The sequence below is a fragment of the Streptomyces sp. NPDC006512 genome, from assembly GCF_040611935.1.
Lineage (GTDB): Bacteria > Actinomycetota > Actinomycetes > Streptomycetales > Streptomycetaceae > Streptomyces.
This window is the reverse complement of record NZ_JBEXPG010000078.1, coordinates 17097-40092: the sequence shown is the minus strand read 5'-3', so window position 1 is coordinate 40092 and position 22996 is coordinate 17097. Positions and strand designations below refer to the sequence as shown.

General features: G+C 73.1%; 21 protein-coding genes and 1 pseudogene. 13 read left to right on the top strand and 9 right to left on the bottom strand.

Features of this window, described 5'->3' with window-relative positions; translation table 11 throughout:
* Positions 1–244, top strand: a pseudogene (locus ABZZ17_RS35725) (hypothetical protein); the annotation flags it as partial.
* A gap of 232 nt (positions 245–476) precedes the next feature.
* On the opposite strand, the gene ABZZ17_RS35720 reads toward ABZZ17_RS35725, so the two are convergent.
* The gene (locus ABZZ17_RS35720) at positions 477–1463 is read right to left on the bottom strand and encodes an ADP-ribosylglycohydrolase family protein (RefSeq protein WP_356882746.1); all 987 of its coding nucleotides are present in this window, start codon (positions 1461–1463) and stop codon (positions 477–479) included.
* A gap of 269 nt (positions 1464–1732) precedes the next feature.
* Between ABZZ17_RS35720 and ABZZ17_RS35715 the strand changes: the two genes are divergently transcribed.
* The 3 genes from ABZZ17_RS35715 (at position 1733) to ABZZ17_RS35705 (ending at position 8857) form a co-directional block, all read left to right on the top strand.
* On the top strand, positions 1733–2464 hold the full coding sequence (locus tag ABZZ17_RS35715; RefSeq protein WP_356882744.1) for a VIT1/CCC1 transporter family protein: 732 nt from the start codon (positions 1733–1735) through the stop codon (positions 2462–2464).
* Between the two features lie 398 nt (positions 2465–2862).
* Positions 2863–7404, top strand: coding sequence for a glutamate synthase large subunit (gene gltB / locus ABZZ17_RS35710; RefSeq protein WP_356882750.1), 4542 nt, complete (start codon positions 2863–2865; stop codon positions 7402–7404).
* Positions 7397–8857 (top strand): glutamate synthase subunit beta, encoded by a 1461-nt coding sequence (locus ABZZ17_RS35705; protein ID WP_356882742.1) that lies wholly within the window; start codon positions 7397–7399, stop codon positions 8855–8857. Before gltB ends, ABZZ17_RS35705 begins: the two co-directional genes overlap by 8 nt.
* Before the next feature lie 128 nt (positions 8858–8985).
* Here the strand turns inward: ABZZ17_RS35705 and ABZZ17_RS35700 are convergent, their stop codons facing one another.
* On the bottom strand, positions 8986–9759 hold the full coding sequence (locus ABZZ17_RS35700; RefSeq protein WP_356882740.1) for a GntR family transcriptional regulator: 774 nt from the start codon (positions 9757–9759) through the stop codon (positions 8986–8988).
* Positions 9760–9762: 3 nt separating this feature from the next.
* Positions 9763–10305, bottom strand: coding sequence for a UTRA domain-containing protein (locus tag ABZZ17_RS35695; protein ID WP_356882738.1), 543 nt, complete (start codon positions 10303–10305; stop codon positions 9763–9765).
* A gap of 147 nt (positions 10306–10452) precedes the next feature.
* Here ABZZ17_RS35695 and ABZZ17_RS35690 point away from each other — a divergent pair, with 147 nt between their 5' ends.
* A complete protein-coding gene (locus ABZZ17_RS35690; RefSeq protein WP_356882736.1) occupies positions 10453–10842 on the top strand; it encodes an ATP-binding protein in 390 nt (129 codons plus the stop codon).
* 86 nt (positions 10843–10928) lie between these two features.
* Here the strand turns inward: ABZZ17_RS35690 and ABZZ17_RS35685 are convergent, their stop codons facing one another.
* Complete coding sequence (locus ABZZ17_RS35685; RefSeq protein WP_356882733.1) at positions 10929–11366, bottom strand: hypothetical protein; 438 nt, start codon at positions 11364–11366, stop codon at positions 10929–10931.
* A 410-nt stretch (positions 11367–11776) separates the two neighbouring features.
* Here ABZZ17_RS35685 and ABZZ17_RS35680 point away from each other — a divergent pair, with 410 nt between their 5' ends.
* Entirely contained in the window at positions 11777–13090 is a 1314-nt protein-coding gene (locus ABZZ17_RS35680; RefSeq protein WP_356882731.1) for a DUF1906 domain-containing protein, read from the top strand.
* Here the strand turns inward: ABZZ17_RS35680 and ABZZ17_RS35675 are convergent.
* Genes ABZZ17_RS35675 through ABZZ17_RS35660 form a run of 4 tightly spaced genes read right to left on the bottom strand, consistent with a single transcriptional unit; the run spans position 13083 to position 17129 of the window.
* The gene (locus ABZZ17_RS35675) at positions 13083–13637 is read right to left on the bottom strand and encodes a pyridoxamine 5'-phosphate oxidase family protein (RefSeq protein ID WP_356882729.1); all 555 of its coding nucleotides are present in this window, start codon (positions 13635–13637) and stop codon (positions 13083–13085) included. The two genes, ABZZ17_RS35680 and ABZZ17_RS35675, sit on opposite strands and share 8 nt — an antisense overlap.
* A gap of 35 nt (positions 13638–13672) precedes the next feature.
* On the bottom strand, positions 13673–14401 hold the full coding sequence (locus tag ABZZ17_RS35670) for a VWA domain-containing protein (protein WP_356882727.1): 729 nt from the start codon (positions 14399–14401) through the stop codon (positions 13673–13675).
* 14 nt (positions 14402–14415) lie between these two features.
* Positions 14416–15501, bottom strand: a complete 1086-nt coding sequence (locus ABZZ17_RS35665; RefSeq protein WP_356882725.1) for an acyl-CoA dehydrogenase family protein — start codon at positions 15499–15501, stop codon at positions 14416–14418.
* Positions 15498–17129, bottom strand: a complete 1632-nt coding sequence (locus tag ABZZ17_RS35660; protein ID WP_356882723.1) for a FadD3 family acyl-CoA ligase — start codon at positions 17127–17129, stop codon at positions 15498–15500. The genes ABZZ17_RS35665 and ABZZ17_RS35660 overlap by 4 nt, the downstream gene beginning before the upstream one ends.
* A 100-nt stretch (positions 17130–17229) precedes the next feature.
* On the opposite strand from ABZZ17_RS35660, the gene ABZZ17_RS35655 reads away from it, so the two are divergent.
* A complete protein-coding gene (locus tag ABZZ17_RS35655) occupies positions 17230–17808 on the top strand; it encodes a flavin reductase family protein (RefSeq protein WP_356882721.1) in 579 nt (192 codons plus the stop codon).
* Here ABZZ17_RS35655 and ABZZ17_RS35650 read toward each other — a convergent pair.
* Positions 17727–18314: a PadR family transcriptional regulator gene (locus tag ABZZ17_RS35650; RefSeq protein ID WP_356882719.1), complete on the bottom strand. Its 588-nt coding sequence runs from the start codon at positions 18312–18314 to the stop codon at positions 17727–17729. The two genes, ABZZ17_RS35655 and ABZZ17_RS35650, sit on opposite strands and share 82 nt — an antisense overlap.
* 142 nt (positions 18315–18456) lie before the next feature.
* Between ABZZ17_RS35650 and ABZZ17_RS35645 the strand changes: the two genes are divergently transcribed.
* The 6 genes from ABZZ17_RS35645 (at position 18457) to ABZZ17_RS35620 (ending at position 22882) form a co-directional block, all read left to right on the top strand.
* Positions 18457–19593 (top strand): LLM class flavin-dependent oxidoreductase, encoded by a 1137-nt coding sequence (locus tag ABZZ17_RS35645; RefSeq protein WP_356882717.1) that lies wholly within the window; start codon positions 18457–18459, stop codon positions 19591–19593.
* 3 nt (positions 19594–19596) lie between these two features.
* Positions 19597–20325, top strand: a complete 729-nt coding sequence (locus tag ABZZ17_RS35640; protein ID WP_356882715.1) for a glucose 1-dehydrogenase — start codon at positions 19597–19599, stop codon at positions 20323–20325.
* The gene (locus ABZZ17_RS35635; protein WP_356882713.1) at positions 20322–21200 is read left to right on the top strand and encodes an alpha/beta hydrolase; all 879 of its coding nucleotides are present in this window, start codon (positions 20322–20324) and stop codon (positions 21198–21200) included. The genes ABZZ17_RS35640 and ABZZ17_RS35635 overlap by 4 nt, the downstream gene beginning before the upstream one ends.
* A 71-nt stretch (positions 21201–21271) precedes the next feature.
* Positions 21272–21610, top strand: a complete 339-nt coding sequence (locus ABZZ17_RS35630) for a hypothetical protein (protein ID WP_356882711.1) — start codon at positions 21272–21274, stop codon at positions 21608–21610.
* Positions 21611–21718: 108 nt separating this feature from the next.
* Entirely contained in the window at positions 21719–22075 is a 357-nt protein-coding gene (locus ABZZ17_RS35625) for a hypothetical protein (RefSeq protein WP_356882709.1), read from the top strand.
* Positions 22076–22150: 75 nt separating this feature from the next.
* Positions 22151–22882 (top strand): class I SAM-dependent methyltransferase, encoded by a 732-nt coding sequence (locus tag ABZZ17_RS35620; RefSeq protein WP_356882707.1) that lies wholly within the window; start codon positions 22151–22153, stop codon positions 22880–22882.
* Positions 22883–22996 lie beyond the last annotated feature (114 nt).

The window sequence follows — 22996 nt, the reverse complement described above, 5'->3', positions numbered from 1 at the left end:
GGACACCATGGCGGGAGCCGTGTTCTTCCACGTCGGTCTGGTCGGGGAACAGCCCGACCCTCAGCTGGCCGGCCGGCTGGCCATGAGGAGCGCGGCTCCGGCCGGGGCGGGGCGGGCCCGCACCGGGTGCGGCGCGGGGCCCGGGGGGCCGGCGTCCACGGCCGCGCCCCGGGACGGCGGCAGCGCCCGGGACCCCGGGCCCTCCGGGACTCCGGGCCCCGTCGGCCGGTACGGCTCCGCCTGAGCCGGGGCCGGGGCCGGGGCCGGGGCGGGTGCGCACGCGCCGGCGGGTGCGGTGGAGCCGGACGGCGGCGGGGGATCCGCGGCCACCCCGGCGGAGAGCACTGCCACCGGGCCCGGGGCGGTGGAGGGGCCGCCGGGCCGGGCCGGGGCGGCCGCTTCCGGGGCGGTGGGGATCGGGGGGACGGCCCCTGCGGCCGGAGCGGGCGAGTCGTCCGGGGCGTACGGGGGCGGGGTCATCGGGGGGTCTCGTATTCGGGGGTGAGGAGGTCCGCGATGTCGAGGACGTGGTAGCCCCGCATCGAGGGGAGGCAGCTGCCGCGCACCGGGCCGATGACCGCCGCCCAGTCGGCGGGGATCGCCGCGGCGCCGGACAGGGCGCCGGAGAGGGCGCCCGCCACCGCGGCCGTGGTGTCGGCGTCGCGGCCCATGTTGACGGCGGTCAGGACGGAGTCCGTGAAGTCCCCCCGGCACGCCGCGAACGCGCCGAACGCCAGTCCCACCGCCTCCGGCGCCAGGTCCGTCCACGGGTACCCGCCGATCACGACGGCCGAGCGGACCGCCCGTTCCCCGCGCGGGGCGGCGGTCACGGCGCGGCGCAGGGAGCGGGCCGTCCAGGAGTCGGACGGGATCACCGACAGGGCCGCCGAGACCACGGAGGCGGGGGAGCCGCCCGCCATCGCCGCGGCGACGCCCGCCGCCACGGCCTGGCCGCCGTAGATGCCCTCGCCGTCGTGACTGACGGTGCCGTCGATCGCGACCAGCCGGGCCGCTTCGGCCGGCCGGCCCGCCGCGAACACCCCGAACGGGGCCGCCCGCATGGCGAGACCGTCCGACCAGGCGTGGCGGTGCTGCGCCGAGATCGGCGCGGCCAGGCCCCGGCGGAGGTTCTCCAGGGTGCCCCGCTCGGAGAAGCCCGCGCCGCGGAACGGCCCCTCGTCGAGGTCGGCGATCCAGTGGTGCCAGGCCCGTTCGACGTGCGCGACGGTGAGGGCGGAGCCGTGCCGGGCCAGCAGCAGGCCCGAGAAGATGGCGTACTCGGTGTCGTCCGTGCCGGCCGGGTCGTCCGAGACGAACCCCTCGATCCGGCCCCACTTCGCCCGGATCTCCGAAGGCTTCATGTTCTCGGCGGGGGCGCCCAGCGCGTCACCCACGGCGAGGCCGAGAAGTGCGCCCCTGGCCCGTTCGAGGAGGACCTGCGGATTGCATGCAATCAGCTCCATGGCGCGCCTCTCCACTTGATGGGACTCATGATGAGCCCTTGGGGGATTTGTGCCACGGCATGTGGTTTGTCGGTCGCCGCGAAACACCCCCCGAACGCCCCCGTCACCCGGTCGCCGAGGGACGAAACCCCAGGTAAGTACGGCCTTCCTTGCTGGCGGGCGGCAAAAATCGTGCGTAGTTTCGAGGTGTTCAGGGGGAGTGGCCCCGCGTGGGCAGGGCTCGCGTTGCTTTCGCGTACCCACTCACACGTAATGGGGAGGAACCACGCATGTCCATCATCGACATCGAAGCACCGCTGCACACCGCCCACCGTGACAACCACACCCACCGGGACGTCAACGGCGGATGGCTGCGGCCGGCCGTGTTCGGTGCCATGGACGGGCTGGTCTCCAACCTCGCCCTGATGACCGGCGTGGCCGGCGGTGCGGTCGCCCCGCAGACCGTCGTGATCACCGGACTGGCCGGTCTCGCGGCCGGTGCCTTCTCGATGGCCGCCGGTGAGTACACCTCGGTGGCCTCGCAGCGCGAGCTCGTCCTGGCGGAGCTCGACGTGGAACGCCAGCAGCTGCGCAAGCACCCCGTCGACGAGATGGAGGAGCTGGCCGAGCTGTACGTCTCGCGCGGGGTCGAGCCGCCCCTCGCCCGCGAGGTCGCCATGCAGCTGTCGCGCGACCCGGAGCAGGCGCTGGAGATACACGCCCGCGAGGAGCTCGGCATCGACCCCGACGACCTGCCCTCGCCGGCCGTCGCCGCGGTCTCGTCGTTCGGCTCGTTCGCCCTGGGCGCGCTGCTCCCCGTACTGCCCTACCTGCTCGGGGCGACCGCCCTGTGGCCCGCGGTGCTGCTGGCCCTCGTCGGGCTCTTCGCCTGCGGCGCCGTCGTCTCCCGGGTCACGGCCCGCTCCTGGTGGTACAGCGGGCTGCGCCAGCTCGTCCTGGGTGGCGCGGCCGCCGGTGTGACGTACATCCTGGGAACCTGGATCGGTGGCGTCGTAGGCTGACCGTCGCAGGAGTGAGACACTATGCAGTACGCAACATAAGTAGTCCGTTACCCGGCGGTTTCGATTCCGTGTCCACCGGGCATCACACCAGGGCGCGCGGGCAATGATGCCCGCCTCGCGCCGGGACCTCCGCCCCGGGCCGTGTCCGCAGCAAACCCTGTGGAACGGCCGCAGTCTCCGCGTGGGTCCCTTTCTTTCTGGCTTCGTGCCGTGTCCGCATGCTGGAACGCAATATCCGCTTCTCGGGATTGCCGCCATCATGTAACCTGCACGAAATTTCGCAGAGGGCCAACGTCGTCCCTCGGCTATGCACATATGCCACGACGACGACGGGAGAGCCGATGCGTTCCGCATCCACGCACTCCGCGACCGGCTTCAGCACCAACGCCTGGTCGCCCATGGACGGTCGCCCCGCCCAGCAGGGCATGTACGACCCGCGCAACGAGAAGGACGCCTGCGGCGTCGGATTCGTGGCGAACCTCACCGGCGAGGCGACCCACACCCTCGTCGAGCAGGCGCTGACCGTACTGCGGAACCTTGAGCACCGTGGCGCGACCGGCTCCGAGCCGGACTCGGGCGACGGCGCCGGAATCCTCTCCCAGGTCCCCGACGCGTTCCTGCGCGAGGTGGCCGGTTTCGACCTTCCCGAGGCCGGCGCCTACGCCGTCGGCATCGCCTTCCTCCCCGCCGACGGCACCGCACAGGCCGTCGCCGTGGAGCAGATCGAGGCCATCGCCGCCCAGGAGAAGCTGACCGTCCTCGGCTGGCGCGAGGTTCCGGTTTCCCCGGACCTCCTCGGCAACGGCGCCCGCGCCACGATGCCGGCCTTCTCCCAGCTCTTCGTGAGCAACGGCAGCACCGGCATCGAGCTGGACCGCAAGGCCTTCGTGCTGCGCAAGCGCGCCGAGCGCGAGGCCGGCGTCTACTTCCCGTCGCTGTCCGCCCGCACCATCGTCTACAAGGGCATGCTGACCACCGGCCAGCTGGAGCCCTTCTTCCCGGACCTCTCCGACCGCCGCTTCGCGTCGACGCTCGCGCTGGTCCACTCCCGGTTCTCGACGAACACCTTCCCGTCCTGGCCGCTCGCCCACCCGTACCGCTTCGTCGCGCACAACGGCGAGATCAACACGGTCAAGGGCAACCGGAACTGGATGAAGGCCCGCGAGTCCCAGCTGGCCTCCGGAGTCTTCGGCGAGGGCGCCCTCGACCGGATCTTCCCGATCTGCACCCCGGACGCCTCCGACTCGGCCTCCTTCGACGAGGTCCTGGAGCTCCTCCACCTCGGCGGCCGGTCGCTGCCGCACAGCGTGCTGATGATGATCCCGGAGGCGTGGGAGAACCACACCTCCATGGCCCCGGCCCGCCGCGCGTTCTACCAGTACCACTCCACGATGATGGAGCCCTGGGACGGCCCGGCCTGCGTCACCTTCACCGACGGCACCCAGGTCGGCGCGGTCCTCGACCGCAACGGCCTGCGCCCCGGCCGCTACTGGGTCACCGACGACGGCCTCGTCGTCCTCGGCTCCGAGGTCGGCGTCCTCGACATCGACCCGGCCAAGGTCGTCCGCAAGGGCCGCCTCCAGCCCGGCAAGATGTTCCTCGTCGACACCGCCCAGAAGCGGATCATCGAGGACGACGAGATCAAGGACGAGCTGGCCTCCGCCGCGCCCTACGCCGAATGGCTGGAAACCGGCGAGATCGAGCTGACGGACCTGCCCGAGCGCGAGCACATCGTCCACACCCACGCCTCGGTCACCCGCCGCCAGCAGACCTTCGGCTACACCGAGGAAGAGCTCCGCGTCATCCTCGCGCCGATGGCCCGCACCGCCGGCGAGCCCCTCGGCTCGATGGGCACGGACTCCCCGATCGCGGCCCTGTCCGAGCGCCCCCGGCTGCTCTTCGACTACTTCACGCAGCTCTTCGCGCAGGTCACCAACCCGCCGCTGGACGCCATCCGCGAGGAGCTCGTCACCTCGCTGCTGTCCTCGCTGGGCCCCCAGGGCAACCTCCTGGAGCCGACCGCCGCGTCCTGTCGCAGCGTCACCCTGCCCTTCCCGGTGATCGACAACGACGAGCTGGCCAAGCTCATACACGTCAACGCCGACGGCGACATGCCGGGCATGAAGGCCGCCACGCTGTCCGGCCTCTACCGGGTCTCCGGCGGCGGCGACGCGCTGGCCGCCCGCCTGGAGGAGATCCGGGGCGAGGTCGACGCGGCCATCGCCAACGGCGCGCACCTGATCGTCCTCTCCGACCGCCACTCGGACGCCGAGCACGCGCCGATCCCGTCGCTGCTGCTCACCTCCGCCGTGCACCACCACCTCATCGCCACCAAGCAGCGCACCCAGGTGGGCCTGCTGGTCGAGGCCGGTGACGTCCGCGAGGTCCACCACGTCGCGCTGCTGATCGGCTACGGCGCGGCCGCCGTCAACCCGTACCTCGCCATGGAGTCCGTCGAGGACCTCCTGCGCGCCGGTACCTTCCTGTCCGGCCTGGAGCCGGAGCAGGCCATCAAGAACCTGATCTACGCGCTCGGCAAGGGCGTCCTCAAGGTCATGTCGAAGATGGGCATCTCCACCGTCGCCTCCTACCGCGGCGCCCAGGTCTTCGAGGCCGTCGGCCTGAACGAGGAGTTCGTCGGCACCTACTTCGCGGGCACCGCCACGAAGATCGGCGGCGCCGGCCTGGACGTCATCGCCAAGGAGGTGGCCGCGCGCCACGCCAAGGCCTACCCCGTCTCCGGCATCGCGGCCACGCACCGCGCGCTGGAGATCGGCGGCGAGTACCAGTGGCGCCGCGAGGGCGAGCCGCACCTGTTCGACCCGGAGACGGTCTTCCGCCTCCAGCACGCCACCCGCAACCGCCGGTACGACATCTTCCGGCAGTACACGGACCGCGTGAACGAGCAGTCGGAGCGCCTGATGACGCTCCGCGGCCTGTTCGGCTTCAAGAGCGACCGCCCGTCGATCTCCCTCGACGAGGTCGAGTCGGTCTCCGAGATCGTCAAGCGCTTCTCCACCGGCGCCATGTCGTACGGCTCCATCTCCAAGGAGGCGCACGAAACCCTCGCCATCGCCATGAACCAGCTGGGCGGCAAGTCCAACACCGGTGAGGGCGGCGAGGACCCGGACCGCCTGTACGACCCGGCGCGCCGCTCGTCCATCAAGCAGGTCGCCTCCGGCCGCTTCGGCGTGACCTCCGAGTACCTGGTCAACGCGGACGACATCCAGATCAAGATGGCGCAGGGCGCCAAGCCCGGCGAGGGCGGCCAGCTGCCCGGCCACAAGGTCTACCCGTGGGTCGCCAAGACCCGGCACTCCACCCCGGGCGTCGGCCTGATCTCCCCGCCGCCGCACCACGACATCTACTCCATCGAAGACCTCGCCCAGCTGATCCACGACCTCAAGAACGCCAACCCGGCCGCCCGCATCCACGTGAAGCTGGTCTCCGAGGTCGGCGTCGGAACGGTCGCCGCGGGCGTCTCCAAGGCCCACGCGGACGTCGTCCTCATCTCCGGCCACGACGGCGGTACGGGCGCCTCCCCGCTCACCTCGCTCAAGCACGCGGGCGGCCCCTGGGAGCTCGGCCTCGCCGAGACCCAGCAGACGCTGCTGCTCAACGGGCTGCGCGACCGCATCGTGGTCCAGACGGACGGCCAGCTCAAGACCGGCCGCGACGTGGTCATCGCCGCGCTGCTCGGCGCCGAGGAGTTCGGTTTCGCGACCGCGCCGCTCGTCGTCTCCGGCTGCGTCATGATGCGCGTCTGCCACCTGGACACCTGCCCGGTCGGCATCGCCACCCAGAACCCGGTCCTGCGCGACCGCTTCTCCGGCAAGCCCGAGTTCGTCGTGAACTTCTTCGAGTTCATCGCGCAGGAGGTGCGCGAGCTCCTCGCCGAGCTCGGCTTCCGCACCATCGAGGAGGCCGTCGGCCACGCCGAGCTCCTCGACACCAGCAAGGCCGTCACGCACTGGAAGGCGCAGGGCCTCGACCTGGAGCCCCTCTTCTACGTGCCCGAGCTGCCCGAGGGCGCGGTCCGCCACGCCCTGATCGAGCAGGACCACGGGCTGGAGAAGGCCCTCGACAACGAGCTGATCAAGCTCGCCGCCGACGCGCTGAACGCCGCGACGGCCGAGGAAGCCCAGCCGGTCCGCGCCCAGGTCGCGATCCGCAACATCAACCGGACCGTCGGCACCATGCTCGGCCACGAGGTCACCAAGAAGTTCGGCGGTGCGGGCCTGCCCGACAACACCGTCGACCTGACCTTCACCGGCTCCGCCGGGCAGTCCTTCGGCGCCTTCCTGCCGAAGGGGGTCACCCTCCGCCTGGAGGGCGACGCCAACGACTACGTCGGCAAGGGCCTCTCCGGCGGCCGCGTCGTCGTCCGCCCGGACCGCGGCGCCGACCACCTCGCCGAGTACTCCACCATCGCCGGCAACACCATCGGCTACGGGGCCACCGGCGGCGAGATGTTCCTGCGCGGCCGCACCGGCGAACGCTTCTGCGTCCGCAACTCCGGCGCCCTGGTCGTCTCGGAGGGCGTGGGCGACCACGGCTGCGAGTACATGACCGGCGGCCAGGCCGTGGTCCTCGGCGAGACCGGCCGCAATTTCGCGGCGGGCATGTCGGGCGGCGTCGCGTACGTCATCGACCTCGACCCGCACAACGTCAACACCGGCAACGCGGAGGCGGTCGAGACCGTCCTCTCCGACGCCGACAAGCAGTGGCTGCACGATGTGGTGCGCCGCCACGAGGAGGAGACCGGCTCGACCGTGGCCGCGAAGCTCCTCGCTGACTGGTCCACCTCCGTGGACCGCTTCAGCAAGATCATCCCGACCACGTACAAGGCAGTGCTCGCCGCCAAGGACGCCGCTGAGCTGGCCGGACTCTCGGAATCCGAGACCACGGAGAAGATGATGGAGGCGGCGACCCATGGCTGACCCGAAGGGCTTCCTCACCACCGGGCGCGAGACCGCCTGTTCCCGTCCCGTGGCTGACCGCCTCAAGGACTGGAACGAGGTCTACGTCCCGGGCTCGCTGCTCCCGATCATCAGCAAGCAGGCCGGCCGCTGCATGGACTGCGGCATCCCGTTCTGCCACAACGGCTGCCCGCTCGGGAACCTGATCCCCGAGTGGAACGACTTCGCGTACCGCGACGACTGGAGCGCGGCCTCCGAGCGCCTGCACGCCACGAACAACTTCCCGGAGTTCACGGGCCGCCTGTGCCCCGCTCCGTGCGAGTCGGCGTGCGTCCTCGGGATCAACCAGCCCGCCGTCACGATCAAGAACGTCGAAGTCTCGATCATCGACAAGGCCTGGGACAACGGCGACGTCACCCCGCAGCCGCCGGAGCGCCTGTCCGGCAAGACGGCCGCCGTCATCGGCTCCGGCCCGGCGGGTCTCGCCGCGGCCCAGCAGCTGACCCGGGCCGGGCACACGGTGGTCGTGTACGAGCGCGCCGACCGCGTCGGCGGGCTGCTGCGCTACGGCATCCCCGAGTTCAAGATGGAGAAGGTGCACATCAACCGCCGCATCGAGCAGATGCGCGCGGAGGGCACCAAGTTCCGCACGGGCATCGAGGTCGGCCGGGACATCACGGCGACCAACCTGCGCAAGCGGTTCGACGCGGTGGTCATCGCGGCGGGCGCCACGGTCTCCCGCGACCTGCCCGTCCCCGGCCGCGAGCTGAACGGCATCCACTTCGCGATGGAGTACCTGCCGCTCGCGAACAAGGTCCAGGAGGGCGACTTCATGGCGCCCCCCATCACGGCCGAGGGCAAGCACGTCGTCGTCATCGGCGGCGGTGACACCGGCGCGGACTGCGTGGGCACCGCCCACCGCCAGGGCGCGGCCTCGGTCACGCAGCTGGAGATCATGCCGAAGCCGGGCGAGGACCGCACCGCGAACCAGCCCTGGCCGACGTTCCCCATGCTGTACAAGGTCACCTCGGCGCACGAGGAGGGCGGCGAGCGGGTCTACTCCGTCTCCACCACCCACTTCGAGGGCGACGAGGACGGCAACGTCAAGGCCCTGCACCTGGTCGAGGTCGAGTTCGTCGACGGCAAGCTCACCCAGAAGCCCGGCACGGAGCGCGTCCTCCCCGCGCAGCTGGTCACCCTGGCGATGGGCTTCACGGGCACCGACCAGGAGAACGGCCTGGTCCAGCAGTTCGGCCTGGCGATGGACGCGCGCGGCAACATCGAGCGCGACGCCTCCTACAAGACCAACGTCGACGGCGTCTTCGTCGCCGGTGACGCGGGCCGCGGCCAGTCGCTCATCGTCTGGGCCATCGCGGAAGGCCGCTCGGCCGCCCGCGGCGTGGACCGCTTCCTGACCGGCGCCAGCGCCCTCCCGTACCCGGTCAAGCCGACGGACCGCTCCCTGATGGTGTAACCACCGTCACCCCCCGCCCCTCGGGGCGGGACCCCTCATACGGTCCGTACAACGAAGTGCGGAACTCCGACACGGCGCCCGTCATGTCCCCGACCAGGGATGACGGGCGCCGTGGCGTGCGGGGGCGGTCATTCGGGACCGAACTCGTACCGCAGCTCGTAGAGGTGCCCAGCTTTGACCATCACCGTGACCTCGATGGTTCGCTGGCCGTCCCCGTACACCGTACGAAGGGTGCGGAGGACCGGGAGATCACCGGGCAGCCGGAGGGCGGTGTACTGCTCCTGCGTGGCGACCCTGGCGGAGATCCGGTCGACGCTGTGACGGGGTGGGAACCCCAGTTCTGCGAGGAGCGTCGGCGTGCCTCCTCGGATCCTGCGCGGTTCGGCCAGCGGAGTGCCGTGGGCGATGTCCGGCGGATAGTACGAGCTCACCAGCTCCGCAGGTTCGCCGTCGATGCGGATCAGCTGGTGGCGACACACGGCCGGACTCCCCTCAGCGCATCCGAGTGCGGCGGCGACGTCACCAGTGGTGCGCACCTCTTCGACGGCGAGCAGTGTGCTGCGCGCGGCCGAAGGTTGCTCGGAGAGCTCGGCGAGCCACGGGTACGTTTCTCCGTCCGCCGCCGGCGTGAGGGATTTCGCGGGGCGGAGCGTTCGCTGGCGGTTCTCCCGTACCGTCACGGCGGCTCCCGCGCGGCCGATCGCGAGTCCTTCGTCCTTCAGCAGGTGAACGGCCTTTTGGATCGTGGCGTTGGAAGCGTCGAACCGGGCCTTCAATTGTGCGGTCGAGGGCAGTTTGGCGCCTGGCGCGATACTGCCGCTCATGATCTCGTCGCGAAGATCGGCGGCGATGCGGGCGTGGAGCGGCCGTGGATCGAGTGCTTCGGCTTCGGAGTGGGGCACAGGTCAACCGATCCTGATCTCGTACCGCAGCTGTTGACGGGAGGCCGGCATGACCATCACGTCCGCTTGGACAGGTCGGTCCGCCGTGTCATAGGTGGTGCGCGTGAGTTGCAGCACCGGTTCGCCGGACCCGAGGCGGAGCTGCTCACGCTCCTCGGCGCGCGGCATCCTCGCCGTCACGTCCTCCACGACCCGTACGCCTACATGTCCGAGGGTGGCGAGGAGGGTCACGGCGCCGCCACGGATCTTTTCCTTGGCAGCCAGAGGAGTGTCCGACGCGATGTCCGCCGGATAGTACGTGTCCGTCAACTCGTTCGGCTCATCGTCGAGTTCGATGATCCGGCGACGCACCACGACGGGGTCGCCCTCGGGCAGGCGGAGGAGGAGCGCTACGGCTGCGGGCGCCGGAACCTTGCCGGCGTGGACGATGCGCTGACTCCCGGAACGGCCCGCAGCCCTGGCCTCTTCGGACCACGCGTCGGTGGTGCCGGACGCTCGCGGAGTCAGGTACGGCATCGATGTGCTGGTCCACTCATTGCCGCTCACGATGCCTCCTGGATGTGGTGCGTGCTCCAACCCCCCACGGTATGCGACGGGATGGAGTGAACCCACCCTTGCAAACCTTGCTGCTTTTCGCGAATACCGATACGTTCGGTGTTGCACTGGAAGCACAGAGTGAAAGTGGTGGGGGCTGTGTCCTTGTCCCGGCAGCAGCGCTTCCCTCGTGCGCGCACCTCGGTGCGTGCGGCCCGGCAGTTCGTCGGTGACACGCTCGCCGAGTGGGGTGTGTCCGAGCGGCGGGACGACATGCGGCTCTGCGTTTCGGAGCTTGCTTCGAACGCCGTGGTGCACGGAGTTCCGTGGGGGCGTGAGTTCTCCGTCTGCGTCGCCCGAGAGGCGGGGATTCTGTGGCTCGAAGTGCGCGACAGTGGGCCGGGTCGCCCGACTGTGCAACACGCGGAACCCGACGCCGAGCGTGGCCGGGGACTCTGGCTGGTGACCGCCCTCGCGGACGAATTCGAGATCCGTGACGATCGGGTCGGTAAGTCGGCCTGGGCCGGGTTCAAGTCGGCGGAAGCCTGAGTCGAGTGGTTGAGTGGTTGAGTGGTCGAGTGGCCCGGTTGCCCGCCGCCTCCGCGCAGCGAGGGGGCGGGCACCTTCCGGGTCGGCTATTCGGGCTGGACGACCGTGGCGGCCCAGCGGGTGGATGGGGACGAGGCCGTCACCGTGGCGACGAAGCCGCCCTTCAGGCCGGTGCCGAGGGGGACGGTGATGCGCGCCGGGGTGCCGGACGGGCAGTCCAGGGTGAAGGGCGCGGGGTCCCGGTCCGGGTGGTTCTCCAGGTGGAAGACCACCTCGATGCTGCCGCCGCCCTCGCAGGCGAAGGTGGTGAAGCTGTCCAGCCAGGGCGCCAGCCCGCCCGAGACGAAGCCGCCGTTGCCGGTCTGCTCCTGTACCCAGATCAGGCCGTCCGGCCCCGGGTAGCCGATGAGTTCCTCGTCCGCGGCGGACTGGCCCGCCCCCACCGTCATCGCCAGCGCCGCGCCCACGGCTGCCAGGGTGACGGCCTTGCGGCCCTTGTTCGTGCGCGTGCGCGTGCGCTTCATGGTTCCCCCGTTGGTTCGCAGATCCGTTCGATCTCCGCCACGCTACTCCAACCCACCGACAGCGCCCCGGGGTTCGGGCGCGCCATCGGCCGGACCGCGTCGTGACGCCCGTCTTGCGGTAGATGTGCGGCAGGTGGGTGCCGACGGTGTGCGAAGGCCGGGGTGGTGGGGCCCTCCGTCACCCGGAATCCTGCTGACCGGGGCCGGCGGGCGGCGTGCCACGGGGGTGCGCGCCGCCCGTCGTCAGCCCGACTCCGACGCGGCCGGGACCGGTTCGCTCGTGCGGGTGAAGTGGCGCGGACCCTTGACCGACGCCCCGTCAGAAGCGGCGGGACCCGCTGGGCCGGACGGACCAGCCGTCGGATCCGAGGGCCCCGGAAGCGGGCCCGCGGACTCTGGACACTGGCCCCATGGCCTCCCGAACGCTGCTGCGCTGCCTGTTGGGCGCCGCCCTGCTGCTGCCCGTCGCGTCCCTGTCGCCCGCCGTCGCCGCCGACGGGCGGACCGTCGACTACCAGGGGCTGCGCCTGACCGTCCCCGCGGACTGGCGGATCCTCGACCTCGACCGCCACCCCGAGACCTGTCTGCGCCTGGACCTGCCCACGCTCTACCTCGGGCACGCCGGCACCCAGAGCGAGTGCGGCGGCCGGGCCGTCGCCCCCCGCGCCGACACCCTGCACCTGGAGCCGATCGACGACGCCCCGCCGCGCGCCGACATCCCCACCCTCGCGGTGGACGGCGGCCGGGCCCTGCCCCCGGCCGAGGGCGACAGCAACGAGGTGCGGTACGCCCTGCGCCGCTCCGGGGTGATGGCCACGCTCTCGTACGGGGCCGCGCCGGACACCGTACGGGGCCTCCTGGCGCGGGCCGTCGAAGCCGGCCGGGCCCCGGGCGGGGGCGAGGGGGCTCCCGCCCGGCCGGGCCCCGCCGCCCCCGCCGCCCCCGCCGTACCCGCGGTGGCGGCGGCGCCCCGCTCCGCCCAGGAGGCCTTCACCGGGCTGGGCTTCGACGCCTGCACCGCCCCGACCCAGCGTGCGATGGACAGCTGGCGGTCCGGATCCCCCTTCGGCGCGGTCGGCATCTACATCGGCGGCAAGGCCCGGGCCTGCGCCCAGCCGCAGCTGACGGCCGGCTGGATCCGGCGGCAGACCGCGGCGGGCTGGCACCTGATGCCGATCTGGGTGGGTCCCCAGCCCTGGCACAGCCCGAGCACCGGACTGTCGCCCGACCCCTCCGAGGCGAACGAGCAGGGCAAGGCCGCCGCCGACGGGGCGGCGGACGCGGCGCGCTCCCTCGGGCTGGCCCCCGGCACGATTCTGTACAACGACCTGGAGAACTACTCGGACCGCGCGACCTGGGACGCGCCGGCCGTCGCCTACCTCACCGCCTGGACGGTGCGGCTGCACGAGCGGGGCTTCCGCTCGGGGGCGTACGTGGCGGCCAGCTCCGGGGTGAAGGCGCTCAGCGCCCACTACCACCAGGCCCCGCAGGCCATGCCCGACGTGCTGTGGGGCGCCCAGTGGAACGGCGCGGCCTCCGTCGCCGACAAGGACCTGGGGCTGCCCGCGCGCACCGCGCAGTGGGCCGGGCCGCGCCGCGCCCACCAGTTCCGGGGCGACCACGACGCCTCGTACGGCGGGGTGACCCTCAACATCGACCGGAACTGGCTGGACGTCGACCCCGCCGCCCTCGGCCCGGCCGGCGGTCTCCCGCCGCTCAGCTAGCGGGCTGCCCGCCGGGCTGTTCGCCGGAGGGGCCGCCGCCGCCCGGCGGGTCCTCGCGCGGCGGTTCGTCGTCGTTGCCCCGGCGCAGGGTGCGGACGCCGCGCGCCGGGGTCCAGGACCGGACGACCAGGTCGTCGCCCTCCACGCCGATGTGGACGACCTCGGTCAGGTCGGCGTGGAAGAGGTGGAAGGGGTGGGGGCTCTCGGTCTCCTCCGCGTACCGGTGCAGTTCGGGCGGGTCGACCACCTCCACCGCCCGCCCGGAGATCCGTACGTCCCCGTCCGGCATCGTCTCCCCCTCGCCCGGGTTCGTGTGCAGGGCGAAACGCGGGTCGCGCTGGAGGTCCTTGGCCTTCAGGGAGCCGGGCATCATGCCGAGCCACAGCTCGCCGCCGCGGAAGTCGACGTTGAGCCCGGCCACCCGGGGGGAGCCGTCCTTGCGCAGGGTGGCGAGCACGTGGTGCGGGAACTGCGCGAAGCGGGCCCGGACGGCCGCCGCGAACTCCGGTTGGGCCTTTTCGAAGGCGGCCCAGTTGTTCGTCGTCATCCCTCCATCAAAGCGCCGCCCCCGACACCCGCCGGTCAGGCGCGCACGACGCCCGCGGACCGGGCCGCCGCCAGCCAGGAGGGGAACTCCCCGAGGAGCCGGTCGTACAGGTCGTCGTCGGCCACCGCGCGGGGATCGGCTCCGGCGTGGAAGTAGCCCGCGTTGTCCACGACCCGCCGGGCCGGCACGGGCAGTTCGTCGAGCCGGCGCAGGAAGTCGAACTGGGTGCTGCGGGTGTTGCCGAAGCCGACGAACTGCCAGAACAGCGGGAGGCGGGCCGCCTTGCACAGGTACTCCTCCGCCGCCGGCTTGCTGGTCGGTCCGCCGTCGGTCTGGAAGACGACCAGGGCCGGATCCGTCGCCCCCGAGTCCAGGTAGTGGTCGATGACCGCCTCCATCGCCGCGTGGTAGGCCGTCCTCCCCATGTGCCCGAGGCCTTCGGCGATCGCGGTGACCCGCCCCTCGTGCGCGCCGAGGGTGATCTCCTCGATCGCGTCGACCTCGGTGGAGAAGAACACCACCGGCACCCGACCGTCGTCGTCCAGGTGCGCGGACAGGCCCAGCACCCGGTCCGCGAGGGCCTGGACGCTGCCGTCCCGGTAGTACGGGCGCATGGAGCCGGAGTAGTCCAGGACCAGGTAGACCGCGGCCCGCCCGCCTTCCAGGCCGTGCTTGCGGAGCGAGATCCCGGCGCTCTTGTACAGGTTCACGAGCGCCGGAGCGGTCCTTGCGACCGTGCGGAGGTCCATCGCGCTGCCCGTCATGTGCCGAGCGTACGTCAGGGGGCCGGGGTGAAACCCAGGGTTGCGGCAAGGCGGGAGCGGTGGGCAGAGGGGGTGCCGAACAGTTGGGCGGAGCCGTGGGAACGCTTGAAGAAGGCGTGGGCCTCGTGCTCCCAGGTGATGCCGATGCCGCCGTGCAGCTGGATCATCTCGCCCGCGACGTACGCGTACGCCTGCGAGCAGGCCGACCGGGCGGCCGCGGCGAGTTCCGGCGGGGCTCCGGCGGCGGCCGCCGCGAGGGCGAGGGAACGGGAGGTCTCGACGGCGGTGTGCATGTCGGCGAGGCGGTGCTTGACCGCCTGGAAGGAGCCGATGGGGCGGCCGAACTGGCAGCGGTCCTTCGCGTGGCGGACCGTGACCTCCAGCGCCCGCCCGGCGGCGCCCGCCTGTTCGGCGGCCAGCGCGGTGCACGCCACGTCGCGGACCCGGGCGAGCACCGCGTCGCCGTGGGCGGCGAGCAGCCGGGCCGGGGTGCGGTCCAGGAGCACCTCCGCGAGGGGGCGGCTCGGATCCATGGTGGACCGTACGGTGAACCCGCCCGGCGGGGCGGTGAGTTCGTACAGGCCGAGTCGCCCTGTGTCCCGGTCCCGGGCGAACGCCAGCAGCAGGGAGGGCTCCACCGGGCCGGCCAGGACGTACCGCTTGGTCCCCGTGAGCAGCCAGTGGCCGCCGTCCGGCTCGGCCCGGGCGTGCAGGGCATCCGCCTCCCAGCTGCCGCGCCCGCCGCCCCCGGCCGGTTCCTCGGCCCACGCCAGCGCCCCCACCGCGGACCCTTCCGCCAGCCCCGGCAGGTGCTCCGCGCAGGCCCGCCGGTCCCCGGCCGCGAGGAGGGCCCCCACGGTCAGCACCGCCGAACCCAGGTACGGTACGGGGCTCAGCGCGCGGCCCAGCTCCGCCATCACCACGGCGACCTCGGCGGCCCCGCAGCCCAGTCCGCCGTACTCCTGCGGCACCGCCAGCGCGGCCGCGCCGACCTGAGCCGTCAGCGGGACCCAGGCCGCGTGGCCGGGGTGCCGCGCGAGGACCGCCCGTACGGCGTCCCGCAGTTCCCGCTGCTCGGCGGTGGGCTCCAGGGTGATCACGCCGACTCCCCTCGCGCCGCGCGGCGCAGCCCGTTCTTCAGGAGCTTGCCGCCGGCGTTGCGCGGCAGCTCCGCCAGCACCGTGAACCGCCGGGGGACCTTGAAGTTGGCCAGCCGCTCCCGGGCCCAGGCGGTCAGCTCCTCGGCCGTGACCGGGGCGGTGGTGACGAGGAAGGCCACCCCGACCTCGCCGAGGCGTTCGTCCGGGGCGCCGACGACGGCGGCGTCGGCGACGGCGGGATGGGTCAGGAGCACGTTCTCCACCTCGGCCGGATAGGCGTTGAAGCCGCCGACCACGTACATGTCCTTCAGCCGGTCGGTGATGGCGAGGTAGCCGCGCCCGTCCAGGACCCCGACGTCCCCGGTGCGCAGCCAGCCGCCGGGCAGGATCGCCTCGGCGGTGGCCGCCGGGTCGTCCAGGTAGCCCGGGGTGACGTGGTAGCCGCGGACCTGCACCTCGCCGGGCTCCCCGGCGGGCAGCACCTCGCCGAGGGGGCCCGCGATGCGGACCTCGGTGCCGGGCAGGGGCCGGCCGACGGTGTGCGCGACGGTCAGGGCGTCGGCGTCGGTGGGGCAGACGGAGACGACGCCGCCGGACTCGGTCAGCCCGTACGCGGTGAACACCTCGGGCGCGCCCAGTTCGCCGCGGATCTCCTCGACGAGGGAGGCGGGCACGGAGGCGGCGCCGGTACCGGCGAGGCGCAGCGCGGAGAGGTCGTGGGCGGCCCGGGCGGGGTGGCGGACCAGGCCGTGGAAGACGGTCGGCGGGCCCATCAGGCAGGTGACCCGCTCGGCGGCCATGCGGGCCAGGACGCGGTCGGTGTCGTAACGGGCCTCGGGGAGCATGGTGGCCCCGCGCAGCAGGCAGGCGAGGACCCCGGCCTTGTATCCGAAGGTGTGGAAGAAGGGGTTGACCAGCAGGCAGCGGTCGCCGGGGCGCAGCGTGACCAGCTCCGACCAGGAGGCGTAGAGGCGGACGCCCTGGCCGTGGGTGGCCATCACGCCCTTGGGGCGGCCGGTGGTGCCGGAGGTGTACAGGAGGTCGCTGAGGTCTTCGGGGCGTACGAGAGAGGCGCGGGCGGCCCGTTCGGTTTCGGGGACGGCCTCCCCGGCGGCGAGGTAGGCCTCGTAGGACTCGGGTCCGCTGCCGCCGCGCAGGAGCACGGTGGAGGCGAGCGCGCCGAGGTCCTCGCCGGAGGCGTGCAGGTCGCGGGCGTAGTCGGTGCCGAGGAAGCCGCGTTCGGTGAACAGCACGCGGGCGCCGCTGCGGCGGATGACGTCGGCGGCCTCGGCGGGCTTGTAGCGGGTGTTGACCGGTACGAGGACGGCGCCGACGCCGACCGCGCCGAGGGCGGCGGTGATCCACTGGCGGCTGTTGGGGGCCCAGACGGCGACCCGGTCGCCGGGGCGGATGCCGTGGGCGAGGGCGGCCCGGGAGGCGGCGGCGATCTCGGCGGCCAGCCGGGCGAAGCTCCAGCGGACCTCCCCGTCGGCCAGTGCCTCGCGGTCCCCGTACGCGGCGGCGGCGTACGCGGGGAGCAGGGCGAGGGTGGCGGGCAGCGGGGGCGCCTGGGGCGTCAACCACGGTGCGGGCGGGGGCACTTGCGGGGTCTGGCGGGGGCTGGTCACGAACCCTCCCTACTTGACGAGCGAGCGTGGGCGGTATCCAATCACAAGTGTTTCGGTTAGGCATATACCTAGTAGGAATAACCTTCTCTGGAGGCCCCTCGTGTCGACCCCCGCCACCCCTTCCATCCCGCCTGCCGCGCCCGTCCCGCCCGGGGCGGACCTGAAGGCGGTGCTGTCCAGCTTCTGCACGGGCGTCGCCGTCATCACGGCGTGCGGAAGCGACGGCCGTCCCGCCGGGATGGCCGTGCAGTCCTTCTCCTCGGTGTCACTCGATCCGCCGCTGGTCTGCTTCTGCCCGGCCCGTACCTCGGCCACCTGGCCGCGGATCCGCGCCGCGGGCGCCTTCGCCGTCAACATCCTGGCGGCGGACCAGGAGGAGCTGTGCCGCCGGTTCGCGGTCACGGGTGGCGACAAGTTCGCCGGCGTGCCCTGGCGGCCGGGCGCGGGCGGCGCACCCCTGCTCGACGGGGTCCTCGCGACCGTGGAATGCGCCCTGGAGGACGTACTGGACGGCGGCGACCACCTCATCGCCCTCGGCCGGGTCACCGCGCCGGCGGCGCGCCGCGACGGCGCGCCGCTGCTCTACTTCCGGCGCTCCTACGGCTGCTTGCCGCGCTCCGCCGACAGGGCCTCGATGTCCTCCAGCATGGCCGCCGCGAGGTCGCGCTCGGAGGCGTAGTACCGCTCGGCCCACTTGAGGGTGAGCGCGGGGTACGCCCACGCCGCCTCGTCCTTCGCGCCCTCGGTGTCGGCCACCGCCCGGCGGCGCATCTTCTCCGCGAACTCCTGGTGCCCGGCCAGCACTTCGCGCATCTGCTCCGGCTCCAGCAGGTGGCCCAGCCACAGTCGCAGCATCGGCCCGTGCTTGAGCACCGGCGGGTCGACCGGCGCCTCGCGCGCCCATTCCCGTACGGCCGCCGTGCCCTCGTCGGTGATCCGGTAGACGCGCTTGTCGCGGGTTCCGGTGTCCTGGGCGATCATCCGCGAGGTGGCGTAGCCGGCCTTCTCCAGGCGCTTGAGCTCGCTGTAGATCTGGCTGAAGGACGGGCTCCAGTAGAAGAAGCGCAGGGACCAGTCCGACCACTTCTTCAGGTCGTAGCCGGACAGTTCCTCGCCGAAGGAGAGCAGGCCGAGCACCGCCCAGCTGGTCGCGGGGAGCGCTCGCTTGTTCGTCTCGTCTGCCACGCAGCGCAGTCTACGACCGCTCCCGCCGGCGCCCTTCCCTCCGAGGGGTATGACTGCTAGATGTATTCCTATTAGGAATACATCCTGGGAACGCCTGCCGCGGGAAGCACACGCGCGGGCAACCGGACGGAGGAACCTCACCGTGAAGTTCTCGATGATCTTCGAGGCGCAGCTCGTCGACCCCACCCCCGCACGCGAACGCCAGGTCATCCACGACTGCGTCGAACAGGCCGTCTTCGCCGAGGAGATGGGCTTCGACCGGATCTGGGCCGTCGAGCACCACGCGCTGACCCAGTACGCGCACATGAGCGCCTCCGAGATCTTCCTGACCTGGGTCGCCGCCCGCACGCACAAGATCCGCATCGGCCACGGCGTGGTCACCATGCCGTTCGGCTACCAGCACCCCGTGCGCGTCGCCGAGCGGGCCGCCATGCTCGACGTCCTCTCCGGGGGCCGCGTCGACATCGGCGCCGGGCGCGGGGCCACCCGCCAGGAGATGTCCATGTACGGGGTGCGCCCCGAGGACACCTACCCGCAGATGGAGGAGGCGCTGCGGATCTTCTCCGCCGCCTGGCGGGAGCCGGAGTTCGAGTGGCACGGCTCCCTCGACATCGGGCCCGGGGCGGTCCTGCCCCGGCCCGTGCAGGACCCGCACCCGCCCCTGTTCATGGCCTGCTCCAAGCACGACACCCTCAAGCTCGCCGCCGAACTGGGCATCGGAGCCCTGGTGATGGGCTTCGCCGGCGCCGACGACGTACGGGCCATGCGCAAGGTCTACGACGAGGCCGTCGCCGGCCGCAGCGGCGAGCGCCTCGTGTCGAGCGAGGTCAACGACCACCTCTCCGCCCTCTGCCCGACCATCGTCCTGGACGACGCCGAACGGGCCCTGCGCCTGGGCACCCGGGGGCAGCGCTTCTTCGCCGAGTCCATCGCGCACTGGTACGGCAACGCGCCCGCGCCGACCGGATACTCCGAGGACGAGGACGCCGCCTCCCACGTCGCCGCCCTCGCCCAGGGCCGCGAGGAACTCGTCGCCCGGCTGCACGAGGCGAACATCCCGGCCCGTCCCGTCGACACCGGCACCTACAACGCGGAGCACGCGTACGGCAGCGCCGACACGGCCATCGCCTACGTGGAACAGCTCCGCCAGATCGGCGTCGACGAGGTGATGTGCCTGATCCAGATGGGCACCGTGCCGCAGGAGGCCTGCATGGAGACCATCCGGCAGTGGGGCGAGAAGGTCATCCCGCACTTCCGCGCCCCGGAACTGGAGGGCTGAGCCGTGATCACCCTCGACGGGAAGGTCGTCGTCATCACCGGGGCCGGGCGCGGCCAGGGCGCGGCGGAAGCCCGGCTGTGCGCGGAGGCGGGGGCACGGGTCGTCGTCACCGACGTCCGGGAGGAGGAGGGCCGCGCGGTCGCCGCCGAGCTCGGCGCGCAGGGCCTCTACGTCCACCACGACGTGACCGAGGCCGCCGGCTGGGCCCGGGTGACCGAGGCGGCCGTCGCGGCCTTCGGCACCGTCTCGGCACTGGTCAACAACGCCGCCCTGTGGCGCACCGCGCACGTCGAGCAGCAGAGCGCGGAGGGCTTCGAGGCCCTGCTGCGGGTCAACCTGCTGGGCCCCTTCCTCGGCATCCAGGCGGTGGCCCCGCTGCTGCGGGCCGCCGGCGGCGGCTCGGTCGTCAACATCTCCTCCACGGCCGGGCTCGTCGGGATCCGCGGTCACGCCGCCTACGGATCCACCAAGTTCGCCCTGCGCGGGCTTACCCGCTCGGCGGCGCTCGACCTCGCCGGGGACGGGATCCGGGTCAATTCCGTGCACCCGGGCGCCATCGACACCCCGATGGTGGCCGAGGCCGTCGCCGGCCGGGACTGGTCGCACGTACCGCTGGGACGCATGGGCCGGCCGCGGGAGGTCGGCGAGCTGGTGGTGTTCCTGTGCTCGGACGCCTCCTCCTACGTGACCGGCACCGAGTTCGCGGTCGACGGGGGGATGACGGCCGGATGACCCGGGACTCCCTGTCGCCCGCCGCCCGGCTGCTGTGCGACGCGATGACGGCCGGCTTCCCCGGCCCCGGGGACGTGGCGGCCCTGCGGGCGGCGGCCGTACCCGGCCCGCCGGGCCCGGACGTGGCCTCCGTACGGGACACCCTCGCCGGGGGCGTCCCGGTCAGGGTCTACGACCCCGCGCCCGGAGCCGAGGGCCGGCCGCTGGCCGTGTACCTCCACGGCGGCGGCTGGGTGATGTGCGGGCTGGACACCCACGACCGGCTCTGCCGCGAACTGGCCGCCGCCTCCGGGGCGGTGATCGTCTCCGCCGGCTACCGGCTGGCCCCGGAACACCCCTGGCCGGCGGCCCCCGACGACGCGCTGAACGTGCTGCTCTGGGCGCGCGCCCAGGCGGCGTCCCTCGGCTGCGACCCGGGACGGGTGGTGGTCGCGGGGGACTCCAGCGGCGCCAACCTCGCGGCCGTCACCGCGCTGCGGGCACCGGAACTCGTCGCCGGACAGCTGCTGGTGTACCCGCCGCTGGACGCCTCGATGGGCTCCGAGTCCGTGACCGCGTACGGGCGCGGCCACTTCCACACCGCCGCGCACATGGCCTGGTACTGGGACCAGTACGGCGGCGACCCCGCCCACCCGCACGTCTCCCCGCTGCGCGCCCCCGACCTGTCCCGGCTGCCGCGCACGCTGATCGTCCTCGCCGACTGCGACCTGCTGCGGGACGAGGGGCTGGCGTACGGGCGCCGGCTGGGGGAGGCGGGCGTGGACTGCGAGGTCCGGCTCTACCCGGGGGTCTTCCACGGCTTCCTGGGCCTGCCGCTGCCGGCCGGCGCGGCGGCGCGGACGGGGGCGGCGGCCTGGCTCGCGGCGACACCGTAGCGGGGACGGCCGGGCGGGGGCGGGCGCAGGCCGGCGGAGCTGCGGCGGGACGGCTCCGGCATGATGTGTCCATGCCTGGTTTCCTCCTGCGCACCTGCCTGCTCCTCGCCGTGGAGACCGGGGCCGCCCTGCTGCTGGCCGAAGCCGGGGCGCCCTGGATCCCCGTCCTGCTGGCGGTGTTCGTCGCCGGGTCCGCCGTACCGCACGGAACCCGGGGGGAGTTCACCGCCCGCTTCCTGGTGGCCCTGATCGCGGTGGGGGCGGCCCGCCTCGGCGCCGACGCGTGGGAGGGCCACGGCGGCCCGGGCGAACCGGTGGCCGCCTGGGCCGGGCTCGGGGCGCTGCTGCTGCTCCAGACCGTGACCCTGCTGCGGCTCACGGCCCGGGCGGACCGCCGACCGCGCCGCTGAGGGCCCGTGCGGACCGGTGCCCCCGCCGCGACGAGCCGGCCCCGGTCGCCGCCCCCGCCGCCGAAACCCGCTCGCGGCCCGCGCCCGTGACCGCGTAGGTTCGCCGGCATGTCCGTCCCCACCGCACCCACCACCACCCTCTGGCGCCCCACCGGCCCGACCGAGCTCGACCTGGTCCGCGCCCTCGACTGGCGCGCCTGGCCGCCCCGGCTGCCGGAGCAGCCGATCTTCTACCCGGTGCTGAACGAGGACTACGCGAACCGCATCGCCCGCGACTGGAACGTCAAGCACAGCGGCGTCGGCTACGTGACCCGCTTCGAGGTGGACTCCGCCTTCCTGGAGCGCTACCCGGTCCGGCAGGCGGGCGGCGAGACGATCCTGGAACTGTGGGTCCCGGCCGGGGAACTCCCCGAGTTCAACGCGCACATCGTCGGCCGCATCGAGGTCGTCGGCGAGTTCCGCTGAACCGCCGTCCCGCCGAACCGGCCGCCCGGGCGAAATGGGCTGGTCGGGGGGCGGGGCATCGCCCACCATGGGCGCATGACCACACGCGCCCGCTCGTTCGACAGCGCCGCCGCCCTGTACGCGGCGCACCGCCCCGGCTACCCCGACGCGCTGTACGACGCCGTCGAGGAGCTGTCCGGCAGACCGCTCGCCGGGGCCCGCGTGGCCGACGTGGGCGCGGGGACCGGCCTGGGGACCGGGCCGATGCGGGCGCGCGGGGCGCGGGTGGTCGCCGTGGAGCCCGGCGACGGGATGGCCGCCGAGTTCCGGCGGGCCCATCCGGCGGTCCCGGTCGTCCGCGGGGACGGCGACCGGCTGCCCCTGGCCGCCGGCGCCTTCGACCTCGTCACCTACGCGCAGGCCTGGCACTGGACCGACCCCGCCCGCGCCGTCCCCGAGGCCCGGCGCGTGCTGCGCCCCGGCGGCGCGCTCGCGATCTGGTGGAACGACAGCGACGCGGCCGTCCCCTGGGTCGCCGAACAGGGCGCCCGCATCCACGCGTTCTTCGCCGCCGACGGCGTCACCCACTTCCGCACCCTCCCGCAGGGCATCGCGTCCGGGTTCGCCACCCGGACGGTCGCCTGGTCGCGGCGCATCCCCCTCGACGCGCACCTCGCCAACCTCTCCAGCCACTCCGCCTTCCTCCTCCTCGGCGAGGAGGGCACGCGCGCCTTCATGGACGACGAACGCGCCCGTTTGCAGCACCTCTTCCCGGACGGCACGGTCGAGGAGCCCTACGTGGTCTCCCTCCATGTGGCCCTCCTCTGACGCGGAGCCGGGACCGCGGCGGGGCCGCGCAGGCTCCCGTACGCGGGCCCGGCCCGCCGCGCGGGCCACGGCCCCGGACGCCGCCAGTCCCGCCGGCGGCACCGTTGTTCGGAG